The sequence below is a fragment of the Mesorhizobium sp. M0808 genome (assembly GCF_040320025.1).
Classification (GTDB): Bacteria; Pseudomonadota; Alphaproteobacteria; order Rhizobiales; family Rhizobiaceae; genus Mesorhizobium.
Genome location: NZ_JAMYOX010000006.1, coordinates 174,897 through 192,803, shown reverse-complemented (window position 1 = coordinate 192,803; position 17,907 = coordinate 174,897). Strand labels below are relative to the sequence as shown.

Here is a 17,907-nt window from a genome sequence, read left to right as displayed (position 1 = left end):
GCTCACGCGGCACGCGAACGGACGAGGTGCCCAGACCGCATGGCGTCAAGGACCGGCGATACGGAATCGTCCGCCTCGCCGGTCCTGCTTCGCGCTATATAGGTTGTCGCGGGCCCTTCGCCGACAGTCTCGTTTGACGATGCTGACGACGTTTTGACGATCCGGATTTTCGCGCCGGTTTTTGCACCAGGCCGGATCAGCCTGATGATCCGGCGCACCAGCGACGGCCGGCTATAGTCCGGAACGGCGCGCGAGAAATCGACGTCCGGCAGCATGCCGCGATGCGGACGCCGGCGGGTCTCGGCGTGAACCGCCGACGAGTAGGTCTCGCCGATCAAAAGCGCCCAGGTCGCAGTCTTGCGCTCGTGCAGGCTTCTTGAGCCGGGTATTCTACAGGGATCGAACATCGGTCCGTTCTCCAGTTGAAGATGCAGGTAGAAGGGTGAACCAACCCAGGCCGCGGGCACGCGCGGCGCGGCAAAGGTGGCATCGGTCGAAGCGTGTTCAGGTGGGGCGTTCAGCCCCTTCCACAGCTTGAAAAACATCGCAGGATTCCTTCAAAGGCCGAAAAAGGTTTCGGCGGGAATCGGTGCGATTGAAGTCTAGAAGGTCAGGAGAATCGTCGTACCGAAACCGCCGTCGGGCTGGTAAGCCCACGAGAGGGGTGGTGGATGTGCATGGCCATCATGAATTACCCCTCCATCGGTTCGGGTTGACAATACTGGCCGTATAACCGACTTCGCAGAAAATGACCACCCGCCAGTCCAGGAATTTCCAAAACCGCGAGAGCTCTGTGGCTGATCTGCCACTTATTAGAAAGACGCGGAAATGAACGACCGTCTCCGCATCGCGCTCTACCAGCCTGATATCGCCGGCAACACCGGGACAATCCTGCGCTTCGCCGCTTGCCTCGGTCTCGGCGTCGACATCATCGAACCGGCGGGCTTCCCGCTCGGTGACCGGGCGCTGAAACGGGCCGGCATGGACTACCTCGAAATGGCGGCGCTCACCCGGCATGTCGACTGGCACGCCTTTGAGGACTGGCGCAGACTCGGCAACCGACGGCTGGTGCTGCCTTCGACCAAAGCCACGACCGCCTACACGGATTTCGCCTTTGCCGGCGACGACATTCTCTTGTTCGGCCGTGAATCCGCAGGCGTGCCGGACGCCGTTCACGAGGCGGCGGATGCGCGACTGATCATCCCGATGCAGCCCGGCGCGCGCAGCATCAACGTCGCGCTTTCCGTTGCGATGGTGGCGGCCGAGGCGATCCGGCAGCTCCGCTAGGATGTGTACGCGATCGCCGGCCGCAGCGACCAAGGCGTCGTCCTCACGCAACACTGCGTCCTCTCCGGTCATTCTCATCCAGACGCCCATCGCCTTCTCCTGCCGTTTGCATCTACGAGGCTTCTTCGCTACAAGCTCAACTTAACTTGAGGTCAAGCGGAAAATCGGAGATGTCTGCGGCAACGGAATTAACAGTCGGCCAGGTGGCGATGCGCAGCGGCGTGGCGGTGTCGGCGCTGCATTTCTACGAAGCGCGCGGGCTGATCCGCAGCCACCGCACATCAGGCAACCAGCGGCGTTACGGCCGCGACGTGCTACGACGGGTGGCGATCATCAAGGTAGCGCAGGAGGTCGGCATTTCGCTGGCCGAGATCGGCACAGCCCTTCGATCATTGCCTGAAGGCCGGACGCCGACGCGCGAGGATTGGAACCTGCTTTCGACGGCTTGGCGCGACGACCTCGACAAGAAAATTAGTCAGCTCAAGAAGCTGCGCGACGGGCTGAGCGACTGCATCGGCTGCGGCTGCATGTCGATCGACAAATGTCCGCTGCGGAATAAGAACGACAGGCTGGCAAGGGACGGCGCGGGCGCCCGCAGGCTGGTCGTGCGTTGAAGCCATGACGGTCTGGACGGGTTCAGCGAACTTATCCTGTCCGTTAGTCACTATACAGTCTTGTGAAGTTCATGTGCCCGTGCTTGGTACGCCCCTGCAACTAACCTTGGGGGGCAGAATTGAAATTTGCATACAAGACTTACGCCGCGTTGCTTGGCGCCATTGTGTTGGCTGGATGCATGCCGAGCGAAGGTGAATGGAATACGGCAAGGACTTTGGTTCAGGGCAGTCCTGCCATGTATAAGAAAGTGCTTACGGAATGCATCAGGCATTCGGAGCAATCGCCTCTCAGTTCGAAGCAGGAAGCTGGCAAGATCATGAATGTCAGCGCAGCCGCGGCGCCACGTGTCTGGTGCGGAAGAACCGTGCGGGCCTTCGCGAATGGGCGCCTGACGTATGCCGAGATGAAAAGAGCGCATCTAGGAACGGGCGATAGAAGCGTGTTTATCAAGATCGTTCAGGGCAGATGAACTAGCCCTGATACGTTCAGCCTCGAGACCGGAGCGTTAATCCGCCGCCGGCAGCCGCCTGATGGTGAATTCGATGACGTCGCCCGGCCGCTCGAACCAGCTTTCGATCTCGGTCCAATAGGCCTGCTTAGGAAAGCGCTCGAACCATTCCTTCGCCTTGAGACGAGCATCGGAGCGCGGCAGCACGAAGGTCTCGCGCAGGAAGCCGTCGCGCGGCATTCGCGCGTTCTCGGCGCGCGAACGGTCGAGCCTCTTCTTCAGGCCATCCAGCGGCCGTGTTGCCGGGGTGCGCACGAAAGTACTCCATTCACACTTGACCCTTGCACCCAAGAGATTAGGGATCGCGGCCGGAAAAGACGAGTCATTTGTCGGGCGCGCCCGCAACCGGAGACAGGATTTGCAACGACCCGAGATACCGGCGGGGCTGCCAGCCGACATCGAACAGAAGAAGACGAAGGCACGGCTGTGGTTCGAGACGTTGCGCGAGCGCATCTGTGCCAGCTTCGAGCAGATCGAGCAGGACCTGCAGGGGCCGCAGGCCAGCTGGTCGCCCGGCCGCTTCGAAAAGACGCCGTGGCAACGCGATGCCGGCAAGGGCGGCGGCGGAATCATGTCGATGATGCACGGCCGCGTCTTCGAGAAGGTCGGCGTCCACACCTCGACCGTCCACGGCGAGTTCTCGCCCGAATTCAGGAAGCAGATGCCGGGCGCCGAAGAGAACCCCTCCTTCTGGGCAAGCGGCATTTCGCTGATCGCCCATCCGTGGAACCCCAACGTGCCGGCCGTGCATATGAACACGCGCATGGTCGTCACCTCGCGCCAGTGGTTCGGCGGCGGCGCCGACCTGACACCGGTGCTCGACCGCCGCCGCAGCCAGGACGACCCCGACACGATCGCCTTCCACAGAGCGATGCAATTTGCCTGCGAGAAGAACGCGGCGATCGCCGACTACGTGAAATTCAAAGCCTGGTGCGACGAGTACTTCTACCTGCCGCACCGCGACGAGCCACGCGGTACCGGCGGTATCTTCTTCGACTGGCTGCATTCGGATGAGGACAAAGGCGGCTGGGACGCCGATTTCAACTTCGTCCAGGACGTCGGGCGATCTTTTCTCGTCGTCTACGGACATCTGGTGCGCGCCAACTTCAATGACAACTGGACCGATGGCGACCGTGACGAGCAGCTCATCCGCCGCGGCCGTTATGTCGAATTCAACTTGCTTCACGATCGCGGCACCATCTTCGGGCTGAAGACCGGCGGCAATGTCGCCTCGATTCTGTCCAGCCTGCCGCCAGAAGCGAAATGGCCGTAAAATCTCGGTGAGCACGACGTGAGCCGCAATCGGGTCCAAATCCCCAGAATTTGACGGCGAATGTGGCGCAAGGCGCGCCAGAAAATATCTTTTTCGTCTAATATGCCATTGTAAAGATTGGGCTATTTGTCGCGTCGGGCCGGGAAACGCCGGCGGTTCTTTACTCCCGAGAACCGCGACCCGACGTGACCGGACGGCCCATGATTGAATGGGGCACCTTTCCCAAGCGGTGCCCGCATTTTCCAGGAGAGCATGCCATGCGCAAGCTTATTATGACCGCAGCCGCCGCTGCCGTTCTCGCCTCTGGTACTGCCGCATTCGCTGCGGTCAAGCACACCACCGGCACGATCAAAAGCTTTGATGGAACGGCGATGAGCCTAGTTCTGGATAACGGAGCCACCTTTACGTTGCCCCAGACCTTCAAGGATCCTGGCCTGAAGGTCGGCGAAAAGGTCCGCGTCACGTGGGATATGAGCGGCAAGGATAAAATTGCCGAGGCAGTCAAGATCGTGAAGTGATGTCCTGCCCGCTGGAGCAAGACGAGGTCTTACTCCTGGGTAGCGTAAGAGGGCGGAGCAGCGATGCTCCGCCTTTTCGCAACAACCCGATCACTAGAGGGTCGCGTGTCGGCTTGGACGCACGGCACTCTAAGGCAACCAAAACCGTTCGATCGTGTTATGCTTAGCTGGCCAGCGTGTAGCCCGGATACCGTACGCGGTTTCCGGATCGCGCAATCAAAGGTCTGGAGCTTCCGTGTCAGTGCGCTGTGCGGCGCTCCAAGGAGGAGATGAGGAGAAGCCGATGAAGGAATTCCATTGCGGGTCGCTCGTACCCGGCTGCGAGTGGCACACACGCGCCGAGGAGGAGGCTGAGGTCATGCGCCGTGCCGTCGAGCATCTGCGCGAGACGCACGGCGAGACGGTGATCCGCGAGACGATGATCGAAGCGATCCGCTCGCGCATCGAAAAGGTCCGCGACGCAGCGTGACAGTCAGGATTCGAGTGCCTCCGCGGCGCGCTTGAGCAGTGCGCCGCGATCAAGCGCAAAACCGGACTCGACCCATTCCTTTTCGAGATTCTTCAACGTTGCACCAAGCTTCGGCCCCGGTGATGCGCCAAGCGTCGTCAGATCGGCGCCCTTGACCGGAAAAACAGGGTTTTGCCATTTTGCAGCGAAGGCAAGCAGGCGCGAGAAGCCGCCGGCTTCGAGCAGTGCGTCATTGTCCTCGATCGCGCGGGCTCGAGCGGAAGCGAGCAACAGCCGCAACCGATCGACAAAGCCTTGGCGGTCGCCAAAATAGAGCCTTTTCGCCAACTCTCCTTCGGTCGTTTTCGGATCGACGGCAGCTGTGATCGCCCAATTCCGCAGCCGGCTTGCTTCGCTCACGGAAAGCCTCAATCTCTCGGCAAGCGTTTTCATGCGCGCGGCATCCGGCGGCACGATGGCTTCCAGCCTGAGCAGCGGGTCCGGCGCCCAGGCCAGATCCTTCTCGGTCTTGGTCAGCCCGTGGATGGGATCGATGCCCCATTTCTCGCTTTCCGGCAAAACGGCGGTCAGAACGCCGGCCTGGCGCATCCACAGCAGCGCCCGCGACGGATCCGGCGCCGACAGCAATTTCTTCAATTCCCACCAGACGCGCTCGACCGAAAGCTGGTCGAGCCCCTGCTTCAGCCGGGCACAAGCCTTCAACCCTTCGGCATCCGGCCTGCCGTCGCCATACCATGCGAAGAAACGGAAGAAACGCAGGATGCGCAGATAATCCTCGCGGATACGCGCTTCCGGATCGCCGATGAATCGCAGCCTCCGCGCTTCGATATCGGCGATACCGCCGACCAGATCGACGACCGTTCCATCGGCCTCGGCATAGAGTGCATTGATAGTGAAATCACGCCGCTCAGCGTCGGCTTTCCAGTCGCGGCCGAACGACACTTTGGCGCGCCGGCCGTCGGTTTCGATATCGGCACGGAGCGTGGTGACCTCATAGGCCTTGCCGTGGCCGACCGCGGTGACTGTGCCATGCTCGATGCCGGTCGGTACCGTCTTGAAGCCTGCCGCCTCGGCGCGCCGGATGGTTTCCTCGGGCACCGTGGTGGTGGCGATGTCGATGTCGGCGACCGGCTGGCCGATGAGCGCGTTGCGCACCGCACCGCCGGCGATACGCGCCTCCTCGCCGCCATCAGTCAGAGCGGCGAGCAGGCGCTGCAGGTGGTGTTCGCCGAGCCACCCGGCCTTGCCCGCGATCGACACTGGATCGCTCACGAATAGAGCCTTTCATAAAGCGTACGGATGATGCCCGCGGTGACGCCCCAGATGCGCTGGCCGCCATAGGGCATCTCGTAATAGAACCATTCGAGGTCGTTCCACATGCGACTGTCTCTGGTGTGGTTGGCGGGGTCCATCAGAAAGCCCAGCGGCACCTCGAAGACGGCATCGACTTCGTCGGAATTCAGCGTCAGGCTGAAACCGGGCCGTACAATCCCGAGCACCGGGGCGATGCGATAGCCGCTGCCGGAAACGTAGTCCGGCAGACTGCCGATGATCTCGATGTAATCACTATCGAGACCGATCTCCTCGGATGTCTCGCGCAACGCCGCCGTTTCCGGGCTCGCATCGGTTGGATCGATGGTACCACCGGGGAAAGCCACCTGCCCCGAATGGTTGCGCAGCTTTTCCGCCCGCCTGGTCAAAAGGACCGTGGCTTCATGGCCATGATCGACCACCGGGATGAGCACGGCGGCATCGCGCAGCGCCTTGGCCAGCTTCAGCCTGGGATGGCCCGGATTGAAGCGGTGGTCGCCAAAATCGTCGCCGGCATGCGCCAGCGGCTGTGCCGCGACGCGCTGGCGAAACCCGGCAGCGGAAAACGGCAACGGCATCACCTGATCCATCATAGGCGGTCCATCATGCGCTCAGCCGTTTCAGTTTCTCAGCCGGCATGATTGGATAGACCTCGCCTTTGGAACGGACGGCAAACATCGTCTTGCCACCGATGTCGATCTCTTCGCCGTGCTCGACCAATTCGTACATCACCGGCCGTGCCACCAGCGCCTCCAGCCGCCCGCGCACCAGCACATAAGGCTTCAGGCCACCTGTCTCGTCCTCATCGACGAAGCGCAGCGGGTGTCCCGCCCCAGCCTCTACCACGTCGCCGACATTGGTGCGAAAGGTGACGATTTGTCCGTCGCCGGCGCCCGACACGTCCATCTCGACGGCAATGAAGGGCGCGTCGGCGACGCGGATGCCGACCTTTTCCACCGGCGTCACCAGGTAGGTTCTACCGTCCGCGTCCTTGCGCAGCACTGAGGAAAAAAGCTGCACCAGCGGCATCCGGCCGATCGGCGTTCCCAGATAGAACCAGGTGCCGTCCTGCTTGATTTCCATGTCGAGATCGCCGCAAAATGCCGGATTCCAGCGTTCCACCGGCGCCGGCCCCTTGCCAGCGCGCGTCGCGCGCGAGACCAGCGCCTCCAGCCCGCGCGCCTCGGTCGCGGCCGTCAGCCTCTCTTCACGATGGTCGGCGGCTTCCGTCATGGTCACGAAATAGTCACTGTTGTTCCGCTTGTCAGCCTAAGTCTGTGATTTAAGTTCATTGCAGGCGCCATGCGAGGCCGAATCGCGGCATTCTCTGCGGCACCAAGGTGCCAAGCGGAATTTCCAACCAGAAGGATCGATGCTGCATGAGCGTTATGATCAAGGAAAGCCCGATCAGCGAAAAGGACATGGTGGCGCAGGCCGAGAAAGCGCTGGCCGACATTTCGAGGGTCCGTGACGGCGTCGGCCGGGTCATTTTCGGCCAGGAAAGCGTCGTCGAGCGCACGCTCGTCGCATTGCTGGCGGGCGGCCATGCACTGCTGGTCGGCGTGCCCGGCCTCGCCAAGACCAAGCTGGTCGAAACGCTGGGCATCGTGCTCGGCCTCGATTCGCGCCGCATCCAGTTCACGCCCGACCTGATGCCATCGGACATTCTCGGCTCCGAGGTGATGGAGCAGGATGAATTCGGCAAGCGCTCCTTCCGCTTCATTTCCGGGCCGATCTTTGCGCAACTGCTGATGGCCGACGAGATCAACCGCGCCTCGCCACGCACCCAGTCGGCGCTGCTGCAGTCGATGCAGGAATACCACGTCACCATTGCCGGCGTGCGCCATGATCTGCCGTCACCGTTCCACGTCCTGGCGACGCAGAACCCGCTGGAGCAGGAAGGCACCTATCCGCTGCCGGAAGCGCAGCTCGACCGCTTCCTGATACAGGTCGATATCCTCTACCCCGAGATCGAGGCGGAGCGCCGCATCCTGCTGGAAACCACCGGTATCGAGGATGCCAAGGCTGAAAACGTGCTGCAGCCGGCGCGGCTGAAGGACATCCAGACGCTCATCCGCCGTATGCCGGTGCCGGAAAGCGTCGTCGAGGCGATCCTCAAGCTGGTGCGCTCAGCGCGCCCCGGCCAGGGCAACGCCGATACCGACAAGTACGTCGCCTGGGGCCCAGGCCCGCGCGCCAGCCAGGCGCTGACGCTGTGCACCCGCGCCCGCGCCCTCTATGACGGCCGGCTGGCGCCGTCGGTCGACGACGTCCGCGCGCTCGCCGAGCCGGTGCTGCAGCACCGCATGGCGCTGACCTTCGCCGCCCGCGCCGAGGGCACCACGGTTCGCGATGTTGTGGCGAAGCTCGCGAAAGGGATTTGATGGCGCGCATCGGTGAAGCGCAGGCACCGGCAGCGACGCGCGATGCGCTCGCCAGAGGCCGGTTGCGGGCTTCGTTGGTGCCCGACCTGCTGGTCGAGGCGCGCCGCATCGTCAACACGGTAATTGCCGGCTGGCATGGCCGCCGCAAGCGCGGTATCGGCGAGAATTTCTGGCAGTTCCGGCCCTATGTCGAAGGCGATTCCTCGCGCATTGACTGGCGCCGTTCCGCCCGCGACGATCACACCTATGTCCGCGACCGTGAATGGGAGGCCGCCCACACGGTGTGGCTTTGGGCCGATCCCTCGCCTTCCATGCTCTACAAATCGACCGGAGCCAGCGTTTCCAAGGAATCGCGCGCCCTGGTGCTGGCGCTGGCCATGGCCGAGCTTTTGTCGCGCAGCGGCGAGCGCATTGCCTGGCCGGGCCTGACCGACCCGTTCACCGCCCGCAATGGCGCCGAGCGCATCGCGGCGCAACTGATGCACGCCGCCGACCTGCCGGCAAAGCCCGACCTATCCGGCATTCGCCGGTTCTGCGACATCGTCCTCGTCAGCGATTTCCTCGACCCGGTCGAGGACACCATGGCGTGGCTGGACGTGCTCGCCCGCCACGGCGTGCGCGCCCATCTGGTCGAGGTCGCCGATCCGGCCGAGGAAAGCTTCCCCTATGCCGGGCGCACCGAATTCACCGATCCTGAGACCGGCGACAAGCTGACCGCCGGCCGCGCCGAAATGCTGGGCGAGGAATATCGCCTGCTTTATGCCGCCCGCCGCCAGGAACTGGCCGCCTGGTGCAAACGGCTTGGCTGGAGCTTTACCGTCAATCATACCGATCGCCTTGCCTCCGAGGCGCTGGTGCGCATCCACATGGCGATGACCGCCGAGGGCAGCTTTGCCGGGAGGGCCCGCGCATGAGTTGGCTGCCGCTCTCCTTCGGGGCCCCGATGGTGCTGTGGGGCCTGCTGGCGCTGCCGGTGATCTGGTGGCTTCTGCGGCTGACCCCGCCCAGGCCGCAAGCCGAGGTGTTTCCGCCGCTCAGGATTCTCGCCCGCGTGCTGAGGCGCGAAGAAACGCCGCAGCAGAGCCCTTGGTGGCTGACGCTGCTTAGGCTGCTGATGGCCGCGCTTGTCGTGGCAGCACTTGCCGAACCGGTCTTCAATCCGCGCGAAAAGCTGCCGGCCGAGGGCGCTGCCCTGGCGCTGGTGATCGACAATGACTGGGCAAGTGCCGCCGACTGGGGCAAGCGCGTCGCCACCGCCGAGCGGCTGATCGCCGATGCCAATTCGAACGGCGTGCCGGTGCTCATCGCTTTCACCGCCGAGAAGCCGAATGCCGAGATCGGTCCCTTCGATGCCGCTGCCGCGCTCGACCGGCTGCGCGCGGCAAAGCCGCGGCCGATCCCGACCGACCGCCCCGCCGTCTATGCCCGCGTCGCTTCAGCCTTGGAGTCGCTGCCTGGCGCCAGCGTCGCGGTGCTCGCCGATGGTCTGGCGGCGCAAGGCGACGAAGCCGCGTTCAACACGCTGTTGTCGAAGAACGCAGCACGCGTTGTCTGGGCCGTCTCCGACCGGCTGTCGCTGACCGGCCTGACCGGCGCCGACAACCAGGTCGACGGCTTCGCCCTGACCGCCATCCGCGCGCCCGGCGACCCGGCGCCTGCACAGGTCACGGCCGGCGCTTTCGACGACAAGGGCCGCCGCATCGCCGACGCGACGCTGACCTTTGCCCCGGGCGGATCCACCGCCACCGGCACGATGGCCGTGCCGTTCGAACTGCGCAACGACTTCGCCTACGTCGCGCTCGACGGCGAGCGCCAGGCCGGTGCCGTCCGCGTGCTCGATGAGAGCTCAAAACGCCGCCGCGTCGGGCTGTTGTCGCAGGCCGAGGCCGACCAGGCGCAACCGCTGCTGTCGCCGCTCTACTACATCCGCCGCGCCCTGCAGCCGTTCGCCGATCTGGTCGAGCCGTCGAGCGTCGATCTCGCCGACGCGATCCCGCAACTGCTCGACCAGAAGCCGGCGATGATCGTCATGGCCGATGTCGGCACCATTCCGGAACAAGCGCGGCAAAGGCTGGTTGACTGGGTCGACAAGGGCGGCACGCTGGTGCGTTTTGCCGGTTCGCGGCTGGCCGCTGCCGGCAATGACGACGACCTGCTGCCAGTTCGGCTGCGCACGGGCGAACGATCGCTTGGCGGCGCGCTGTCATGGACGGCGCCGCAGCCGGTCACCGAATTCCCGAAAACCGGTCCCTTCGCCGACCTCGCGCCGCCCACCGAGGTCACCGTCACCAGGCAGGTCCTAGCCGAACCGACGCCCGACATCGTCGAGCGCACCTGGGCTACGCTTGCCGACGGTACGCCGCTGGTGACCGGGATGAAGAAGGACAAGGGTACCCTCGTGCTGTTCCACGTCACCCCCGAGGCGACGTGGTCCAACCTGCCGATCTCCGGCAGCTTCGTCGAGATGCTGCGGCGCATCGTGCAATTGTCGCGCAACCAGGGCGCGGCTGTCGCCAATGCCGAGGCCGCCGCCACGTCGCTGGCACCCTATCGTATGATCGCCGCCGACGGCACGCTGGTGCCGCCGACGCCGGATGCCAGGCCGCTGGTGCCCGGCGCCGGCCGGCTGCCGGTGACGCTGGAAAATCCGCCCGGCCTCTACGGCTCCGAGACAGGAGTGTTCGCTCACAATCTGCTCGGCGGCGACAGCGCATTCACGCCGCTGGCCCGGCCTGAAATCACGGTGCCGGTCACCACCATCCAGTATGCCTTCGACGAGCAGCACAACCTCAAAGGTCCGCTTGTCACGGCCGCCCTGGTGCTGATGGTGCTCGACACGCTTGCCGTATTCTGGATGGGCGGCCTGTTGTCGCGCCGGCCGCGCCGTGCCGGCGCTGCGGCGACGGCAGCCGTCCTGCTGATTGCGCTCGGCGCCTTGATTGGCCACGCGGACGTCGCGCGCGCCGACGACGCCAAACCGGGAGATACGGAGGCCATCGGGGACATTTCAAAGACCCGGATCGCCTACGTGCTGACCGGCGAGCCGGGTGTCGATTCGATCAGCCGCGCCGGGCTCGAAGGCCTGACCCGCTTTCTTATCGAAAAAACCGCGCTCGAACCCGGAGCACCGGCCGGCGTCGACATCTCGAAGGACGAACTTTCCTTCTATCCGCTGATCTACTGGCCGATCGATCCCTCGGCCCCGCTGCCCAGCGAGGCCGCCATCGCCCGCATCGACGCCTACATGCAGCAGGGCGGAACGGTCTTGTTCGACACCCGCGACCAGTTCGCCAATGGCATTGGTGCGGATTCGACCAGCCCGGCGACTGAGCGGCTGCGCGACATCCTCGGCAACCTCAACGTGCCACCGCTGGAGCCGGTGCCGTCGGACCACGTGCTGACCAAATCCTTCTACATTCTTCCGGAGTTTCCTGGCCGTTTTGCCGGCAGCCCGCTTTGGGTCGAGGCATCGCTCGAAGCCAGCAACACCGAGAACCGCCCGGTGCGCACCGGCGACGGCGTTTCGCCGATCATGATCACCGCCAATGATTTCGCCGGCGCTTGGGCCGTCGACGAGAATGGCGACCCGCTATTGCCGACGGTGCCTTCGGATCCGATGCAGCGCATCTATGCGCTGCGTGCCGGCGTCAACATCATGATGTACATGCTGACCGGCAACTACAAATCCGATCAGGTGCACGTCCCGGTGCTGCTCGAACGGCTGGGGCAATAGACCATGAACTGGTCGCTCTCCTTCGAACCGCTCATCACCTGGCCACTGCTCGCAGTGGTTCTGGTACCGCTGCTGCTGCTGGCGCTGGTCGGCCTTTGGTTTCGCCAGCGCGGCGCGGTCTTCCGCCTGGCAGCCCTGATTGCCCTGGCTGCGGCGCTGCTCAATCCGGTGTTCCTCGACGAAGAACGTGAGCCGCTGAAAAGCATCGTCGCCGTCGTCGTCGACCGCAGCCAGAGCCAGGATATCGACGACCGCACCAAGCAGACAGACGCGGCGTTGGCCGGGCTTCAGCAGCGTCTCGGCCGCTTCAAGCAGTTCGACGTCCGTGTCGTCGAGGCCGGCAAGTCCGAAGCCGCCGACGAGCGCACCGAGACGCGGTTGTTTTCCGCGCTCGAAAATGCTTTCCGCGACGTGCCGCCGTCGCGCATCGGCGGCGCCATCATGATCACCGATGGCGAGGTCCATGACGCGCCGCCCGGCGCGCCCGACTTCAATGCCCCGCTGCATGCGCTGATTACCGGCAACGACCATGAGAAGGACCGCCGCATCCGCTTCGAGAATGCGCCGCGCTTCGGCCTCGTCGGCAAGCCGCTCGACATGACCTATCGCGTCATCGCCCCCAACAACGAAACCGGCCCGGTCGATGTCCGCGTATCGGTCAATGGCGAGCAGGTATCGGTCGAGCACGCCAACATCGGCCAGGCGATGCCGCTGCAAGTGACCATTCCCAGCGCCGGGCGCAACATTGTCGAACTCGCCATCAACCACGAGCCGGGCGAACTCACCGACACCAACAACCGCGCCATCGCGCTGATCGATGGCATTCGCGAAAATCTGCGCGTACTGCTCGTTTCCGGCGAACCGCATGCCGGCGAGCGCACCTGGCGCAATTTGCTGAAATCCGACGCTTCGGTGGACCTCGTGCACTTCACCATCCTGCGCCCGCCGGAAAAGCAGGACGGCACGCCGATCAACGAATTGTCGCTGATCGCCTTCCCGACGCGCGAGCTGTTCGTCGAGAAGATCAAGGATTTCGACCTGATCATCTTCGACCGCTATCAGCACCGCGACGTGCTGCCGATCCTCTATTACGACTACATCTCCGAGTATGTCGAAAAGGGCGGCGCGCTGCTGATCGCGGCAGGCCCCGAATATGCCGGCGAAAGCTCGATCGCCCGCACGCCGCTGATGTCGGCGCTGCCGGCAATGCCGACCGGCGAGGTCATCGACAAGGCCTTCTATCCGCGCCTCACCGATACCGGCCAGCGTCATCCGGTAACGCGCGGGCTCGACGGCTCCGCGACCGAGCCGCCGCACTGGAGCCGCTGGTTCCGCACCATCGGCGTTGAGAATCCCGAGGGCGAGGTGGTGATGAAGGGCGCCGACAACCGGCCGCTGCTGCTGCTCGATCGCAAGGGCGAAGGCCGCGTCGGCATGCTTCTGTCCGACCAGGGCTGGCTGTGGGCGCGCGGCTTCGAGGGCGGCGGCCCCCATGTCCAGCTCTACCGGCGTATCGCCCACTGGCTGATGAAGGAGCCCGAACTCGAGGAAGAGCGGCTGACCGCCGACGGCCGGGGCATGGTGCTTGAAATCCGCCGCCAGACGATGAGCGACGACCCCGGCCCGGCGCAAGTCATCACGCCGTCCGGCAAGGCACTGATCGTCAGGCTCGAGAAATCCGAACCAGGCGTCTTCCTCGGTAGCGTCGAGACCAGCGAAATCGGTCTCTATCAGGTCGGCAATGGCGACCTGACGGCATTGGCCCATGTCGGGCCGGTCAACGCCCCGGAATTCACCGACGTCGTCTCCACCGAGAACCGGCTCAAACCACCGGCTGAGGCAACCGGCGGCAGCGTTCGCCGGCTGGCGCCGGCCTCGGCACTTGGCACTCTCACCAGCACGGTCACGCTGCCCTCGATCGTTCCGGTCCGTTCCTCGGGCGCTGCCTCCGGCGATGACTGGATCGGCCTGCGCACCACCGACGACAGCGTACTCAAGGCCGTCTCGCGCGTGCCGCTGTTCGGCGGCTTCTTGGGGCTCGGCCTGCTGCTTCTGGCGATGGGCTCGATGTGGTACCGCGAAGGGCGGTAACGCGGTTTATCCTTCTCCCCTTGTGGGAGAAGGTGGATTGGCGCGCAGCGCCAAGACGGTTGAGGGGTGCTGGACGGAGTGCCGTCCTTGCCAAGGTGGAACACCCCTCATCCGACCGAGCTTCGCTCGGCCACCTTCTCTCACATGGGGAGAAGGAAGAACGCGAACCGCCCTACTCCTCCGGCTCCGTCGTGAACATCAGCGGGTAACCCTTGGCCTTGCCGGCATCGGTTGCCCGCGCCGCCTTGGTCTCGGCGACATCCCTGGTGAAGACGGCGACAACGCAGACGCCGCGCCGGTGAGCGGTGATCATTATTCTATGCGCCTGGTCTTCGCTGAGCTTGAACTCGGCCTTCAGCACCGTCACGACAAACTCGCGCGGAGTGAAATCGTCATTGACCAGGATGACCTTGTAGAGCTTCGGCCGTTCGACTTTCGGCTTCGTGCTGGTACGGGGTTTTGTCGTGATTTCAGGCATTGGACCGGCAATTGCGTACGACAGCTTTGCGGTCATTTTGACATGGGCAAAAGCGGTCGTCCATTCAACCGCGCGCGATCGGCTTCCCGGCAGGCGCAGTTCAAAAGTCTGTGCCTATGTGGGAACTGCCGTCTGGCGTTCAACGGGGGGTGTGGGCCGGGACTGGCCCTACTGTCTGCACGCAACAAAAAAGACGACCGCTCCAGGCAAATCGCAACTGGAGCGGTCTTCTCATAGGGTAGAAAGATGTCGCTTGATCAGGCCTTGGGAGCTGCCTTGACCGCGTGCTTCTTGTGCTTCTTGACGGTCTTCTTGGCAGCGACCTTCTTCACGGCCTTGGCCGGCGCAGCGGTCGTCGTTGTCGTCGCAGCCGGGGTGGTGGTCGCGGCATTGGCGCTGCTGGCGCCGAGAACCGGCATCGAGACGGCCAGCGCGATGGCGAGACCGAGGGCGGAGAGGAGGGACTTTTTCATGGCTTCACTTCCTTTTTGTGCAGATCGGATTGAGTGTCACTGAACGGGATCGATCGGTGTCACTCCAAGCAGCTTCAAAGCGTTCGCGAGCATCCGGATTCCCTGTGCCTGTTTCTTGTTGGCGCAGAACCGGTTTCCCTTTCTTTGAAGTGCTTTCGCAGCGGTGACCTGCGTTGCCGCGGCATGGGTTTCGAGGGCTTCGTCAAACTGCCGGTTCAGATCGATGCAACGCTCGCTGCGGGTGGTCGCCACCTTTGCATCGGCCGCCTTTGCATTGGCCACCTTCGCATCGGCCAGTTTTGCGTCGGCATGTTCGACCGCGGCCGTGACGAGCGAAATGGAAAGCAACGCACCCATCAGACTGATCGAGAACCTTTGCATTGGCCTGTCCGTAATCCCGTAACGCGTGTCGCAGCCGATGACCTGACCGCCACGGCACCACTTATGCCTTTGATTTTTTTCGGCAGTTTTTCCGGATTGTAGAATTTTGTTTCTGGATTGTTTCTGGGCAGCCCGGATCGGGCCGCCGATCTCCACTGGCCAACTTATGGCCTGAATTCTATCGTCTGGCTGACGGCCGAAGCAGCGCTTGGGCGATCCACAAATGACAGGTTCCCTGTGAAATCCGACCCCCACATACTGATCGTCGACGACGACAAGGGCATTCGCGACCTCCTTCAGGAATTTTTCCAGAAGCGAGGGCTGCATACATCGATCGCCGCCGACGGCACCGAGATGGAGACCATCCTGCGCCGCGCCCAGGTCGACCTGATCGTCCTGGACGTCATGCTGCCCGGCAAGAGCGGGCTGGAGCTCTGCCGCGAGTTGCGCGCCAATTATTCGACGCCGATCATCATGCTGACCGCGGTTACCGAAACTACCGACCGCGTGGTTGGGCTGGAGATGGGCGCCGACGACTACGTGCCGAAACCCTTCGATCCGCGCGAGCTGCTCGCACGCATTCGTGCCGTCTTGAGACGCAATGGCGCCGCCGAACCGCGACGCGCCGCCTCGCGGCAGATCTACCATTTCGCCGGCTGGACGATGGACTGTTCGCGCCGCCGGCTGATGGCGCCCGGCGACGTCAGGATCGAGCTGACGATGGCCGAATTCAATCTCCTGCAGACCTTCGTCAAGAGCGCGCAGCGCGTACTGAGCCGCGAGCAGCTGATCGAGCTGTCCGGCGGCGACAGCGGCTACAGCTTCGACCGCAGCGTCGACATTCTGGTCAGTCGGCTGCGGCGCAAGATGGAGGACGACCCGAAAACGCCGAAGCTGATCTTGACCGTGCGCAGCGGCGGCTACCAGTTCCTGCCTGAGACGACCTCCGAATGAGACGCATCCTGCCGCAAACGCTGCCGGTCTGGGTGCTGCTCATCGTCATCGCCGGCCTGCTGATCAGCCAGATCGCGACCCTTTACATCGTTTCGCGCGACCGTGCCGCCGCCAATGACGTCGTCGATCTCTATCGGCTGAACGACCGCGCCTTCTCGCTGGTGCAGCTGATGCATGATGCTAAGCCGGAACAGCGCAAGGCGACGGCCTCCGGCCTGTTCAACGCCACTTATGCGCTCACCGTCTCCGACACGCCCGCCGTTACTTCGTCGATAGCCGGCGACGACGAGCTGGCCGAATTGGAAGACATATTGGTCGGTCGGCTATCGAAGTTCGGCATCACCGACGCGCGGGTCCGCCGCGACCCGGCAACGCACGAAGCCGACGCTCCCGGTGGGACGGTCGCCGGTCCCGATATCGGCCAGGTCGAGCGCGACCTGCTGGTGCTGGCGGCCGATTTCGCCCAGAGCGACAAGCTGACCGCTTCGCTTCGCTTTGCCGACGGCCAATGGCTGAACTTCACCGAGCCGAACACACCGGCCGGACCGATACTGAGCTTCGATAGCGTGCCGCTCTATGCCTTGATCGCCGGGCTGGTGGTGGCTTCCTCGATCTGGTCGTTGCGCCGGCTGACGGCGCCCTACCGGATGATGGAGACCGCGGTGAAGCGGATCGGCGAGGACCTGAAAAGCCCGCCAATCGCCGAGAGCGGCAGCCGCGAGGTGCGTACCGCGGCAAAGGCGGTCAATGCCATGCAGGCGAGGCTGCGCGCCTACGTCGAGGACCGCGAGCATCTTGCGGCCGCACTGGCGCACGACCTGCGCACGCCGCTGACCAGGATGCGGCTGCGCCTCGAACTGCTGAGGAATTCGTCCGTGCGCGCCGCACTGGCGCACGACCTCGCCGACATCGAAGGCATTGCCAGCTCGGTCATCGACTTCGCCACTTTCGAGGTGACCGAGGAGAAGAGCGAGAGGATCGATTTCTGGTCGCTGGTAGAATCGATCGCCGACGACTTCGACGAGGTCTCCTTCGACAATGAGGACGCGCGCTCGCGCGGCCTGATCTGCGTCGCGCGGCCGGTCGCGCTACGGCGCTGTGTCACCAACCTCGTCCAGAACGCGGTGACCTATGGCAAGAGGGCGCATCTCAGCCTGCGTCAATCAGGCAAGACAATCACGCTGGCGATCCATGACGAGGGTCCGGGCATACCGCAAGCCGAGCTCGACGCCGTGTTCGACTCGTTCGTGCGCCTGGAACAGTCGCGCAACCGTCAGACCGGCGGCCTCGGCCTCGGCTTGACCATCGCCCGCAACATCGCCCGTAGCGCCGGCGGCGAAGTCAGCCTGTCCAACCATCCCGATGGCGGCCTGATGACGGAGCTGCGCCTGCCGCTGGCGGTTTAGCTTGCGGTATCGGGCTAAGCCGGCGT

At 64.0% G+C, this 17,907-nt stretch carries 20 protein-coding genes; 12 read left to right on the top strand and 8 right to left on the bottom strand.

The window, feature by feature from the left end; all coding sequences use genetic code 11:
• Window positions 1-2: 2 nt before the first annotated feature.
• A complete protein-coding gene (locus NKI25_RS11075) occupies window positions 3-545 on the bottom strand; it encodes a hypothetical protein (protein WP_352680854.1) in 543 nt (180 codons plus the stop codon).
• Window positions 546-828: 283 nt separating this feature from the next.
• Between NKI25_RS11075 and NKI25_RS11070 the strand changes: the two genes are divergently transcribed.
• From NKI25_RS11070 to NKI25_RS11060, 3 genes are all read left to right on the top strand, one after another.
• Window positions 829-1,287, top strand: a complete 459-nt coding sequence (locus NKI25_RS11070) for a tRNA (cytidine(34)-2'-O)-methyltransferase (protein WP_352998446.1) — start codon at window positions 829-831, stop codon at window positions 1,285-1,287.
• A 170-nt stretch (window positions 1,288-1,457) separates the two neighbouring features.
• Entirely contained in the window at window positions 1,458-1,901 is a 444-nt protein-coding gene (gene soxR, locus NKI25_RS11065) for a redox-sensitive transcriptional activator SoxR (protein WP_352998445.1), read from the top strand.
• 119 nt (window positions 1,902-2,020) lie between these two features.
• Window positions 2,021-2,371 carry a hypothetical protein gene (locus NKI25_RS11060; protein WP_156937440.1) on the top strand — a complete coding sequence of 117 codons (351 nt, stop codon included), beginning with the start codon at window positions 2,021-2,023 and terminating at the stop codon, window positions 2,369-2,371.
• 36 nt (window positions 2,372-2,407) lie between these two features.
• Here NKI25_RS11060 and NKI25_RS11055 read toward each other — a convergent pair whose 3' ends face one another.
• Complete coding sequence (locus NKI25_RS11055; RefSeq protein WP_352998444.1) at window positions 2,408-2,665, bottom strand: hypothetical protein; 258 nt, start codon at window positions 2,663-2,665, stop codon at window positions 2,408-2,410.
• 103 nt (window positions 2,666-2,768) lie between these two features.
• Here NKI25_RS11055 and hemF point away from each other — a divergent pair, with 103 nt between their 5' ends.
• The 3 genes from hemF (at window position 2,769) to NKI25_RS11040 (ending at window position 4,670) form a co-directional block, all read left to right on the top strand.
• The gene (gene hemF / locus NKI25_RS11050) at window positions 2,769-3,683 is read left to right on the top strand and encodes an oxygen-dependent coproporphyrinogen oxidase (RefSeq protein ID WP_352998443.1); all 915 of its coding nucleotides are present in this window, start codon (window positions 2,769-2,771) and stop codon (window positions 3,681-3,683) included.
• Window positions 3,684-3,940: 257 nt separating this feature from the next.
• Entirely contained in the window at window positions 3,941-4,201 is a 261-nt protein-coding gene (locus NKI25_RS11045; protein WP_023679489.1) for a DUF1344 domain-containing protein, read from the top strand.
• Between the two features lie 283 nt (window positions 4,202-4,484).
• A complete protein-coding gene (locus NKI25_RS11040) occupies window positions 4,485-4,670 on the top strand; it encodes a DUF1059 domain-containing protein (protein ID WP_023679490.1) in 186 nt (61 codons plus the stop codon).
• Window positions 4,671-4,673: 3 nt separating this feature from the next.
• Here NKI25_RS11040 and NKI25_RS11035 read toward each other — a convergent pair whose 3' ends face one another.
• Genes NKI25_RS11035 through NKI25_RS11025 form a run of 3 tightly spaced genes read right to left on the bottom strand, consistent with a single transcriptional unit; the run spans window position 4,674 to window position 7,214 of the window.
• Window positions 4,674-5,942: a CCA tRNA nucleotidyltransferase gene (locus NKI25_RS11035; protein ID WP_352998442.1), complete on the bottom strand. Its 1,269-nt coding sequence runs from the start codon at window positions 5,940-5,942 to the stop codon at window positions 4,674-4,676.
• Window positions 5,939-6,571, bottom strand: coding sequence for a CoA pyrophosphatase (locus tag NKI25_RS11030; protein ID WP_352998481.1), 633 nt, complete (start codon window positions 6,569-6,571; stop codon window positions 5,939-5,941). Before NKI25_RS11030 ends, NKI25_RS11035 begins: the two co-directional genes overlap by 4 nt.
• Before the next feature lie 13 nt (window positions 6,572-6,584).
• Window positions 6,585-7,214: a DUF1285 domain-containing protein gene (locus NKI25_RS11025; RefSeq protein WP_023679493.1), complete on the bottom strand. Its 630-nt coding sequence runs from the start codon at window positions 7,212-7,214 to the stop codon at window positions 6,585-6,587.
• A gap of 146 nt (window positions 7,215-7,360) precedes the next feature.
• Here NKI25_RS11025 and NKI25_RS11020 point away from each other — a divergent pair, with 146 nt between their 5' ends.
• Genes NKI25_RS11020 through NKI25_RS11005 form a run of 4 tightly spaced genes read left to right on the top strand, consistent with a single transcriptional unit; the run spans window position 7,361 to window position 14,189 of the window.
• The gene (locus NKI25_RS11020) at window positions 7,361-8,365 is read left to right on the top strand and encodes an AAA family ATPase (protein WP_023679494.1); all 1,005 of its coding nucleotides are present in this window, start codon (window positions 7,361-7,363) and stop codon (window positions 8,363-8,365) included.
• Window positions 8,365-9,279 carry a DUF58 domain-containing protein gene (locus NKI25_RS11015; RefSeq protein ID WP_352568018.1) on the top strand — a complete coding sequence of 305 codons (915 nt, stop codon included), beginning with the start codon at window positions 8,365-8,367 and terminating at the stop codon, window positions 9,277-9,279. The genes NKI25_RS11020 and NKI25_RS11015 overlap by 1 nt, the downstream gene beginning before the upstream one ends.
• Complete coding sequence (locus NKI25_RS11010) at window positions 9,276-12,098, top strand: DUF4159 domain-containing protein (RefSeq protein ID WP_352998441.1); 2,823 nt, start codon at window positions 9,276-9,278, stop codon at window positions 12,096-12,098. The genes NKI25_RS11015 and NKI25_RS11010 overlap by 4 nt, the downstream gene beginning before the upstream one ends.
• A 3-nt stretch (window positions 12,099-12,101) precedes the next feature.
• The gene (locus tag NKI25_RS11005; protein ID WP_352998440.1) at window positions 12,102-14,189 is read left to right on the top strand and encodes a hypothetical protein; all 2,088 of its coding nucleotides are present in this window, start codon (window positions 12,102-12,104) and stop codon (window positions 14,187-14,189) included.
• Between the two features lie 172 nt (window positions 14,190-14,361).
• Here the strand turns inward: NKI25_RS11005 and clpS are convergent, their stop codons facing one another.
• The 3 genes from clpS to NKI25_RS10990 form a co-directional block, all read right to left on the bottom strand.
• Entirely contained in the window at window positions 14,362-14,667 is a 306-nt protein-coding gene (gene clpS, locus NKI25_RS11000) for an ATP-dependent Clp protease adapter ClpS (protein ID WP_023679498.1), read from the bottom strand.
• 257 nt (window positions 14,668-14,924) lie between these two features.
• Window positions 14,925-15,140, bottom strand: a complete 216-nt coding sequence (locus NKI25_RS10995) for a hypothetical protein (protein WP_352450529.1) — start codon at window positions 15,138-15,140, stop codon at window positions 14,925-14,927.
• 36 nt (window positions 15,141-15,176) lie between these two features.
• Window positions 15,177-15,521 (bottom strand): hypothetical protein, encoded by a 345-nt coding sequence (locus NKI25_RS10990; protein ID WP_023679500.1) that lies wholly within the window; start codon window positions 15,519-15,521, stop codon window positions 15,177-15,179.
• A 237-nt stretch (window positions 15,522-15,758) separates the two neighbouring features.
• On the opposite strand from NKI25_RS10990, the gene NKI25_RS10985 reads away from it, so the two are divergent.
• Complete coding sequence (locus NKI25_RS10985; RefSeq protein WP_352568020.1) at window positions 15,759-16,475, top strand: response regulator; 717 nt, start codon at window positions 15,759-15,761, stop codon at window positions 16,473-16,475.
• The gene (locus NKI25_RS10980; protein ID WP_352680863.1) at window positions 16,472-17,881 is read left to right on the top strand and encodes an ATP-binding protein; all 1,410 of its coding nucleotides are present in this window, start codon (window positions 16,472-16,474) and stop codon (window positions 17,879-17,881) included. The genes NKI25_RS10985 and NKI25_RS10980 overlap by 4 nt, the downstream gene beginning before the upstream one ends.
• Window positions 17,882-17,907: the final 26 nt, after the last annotated feature.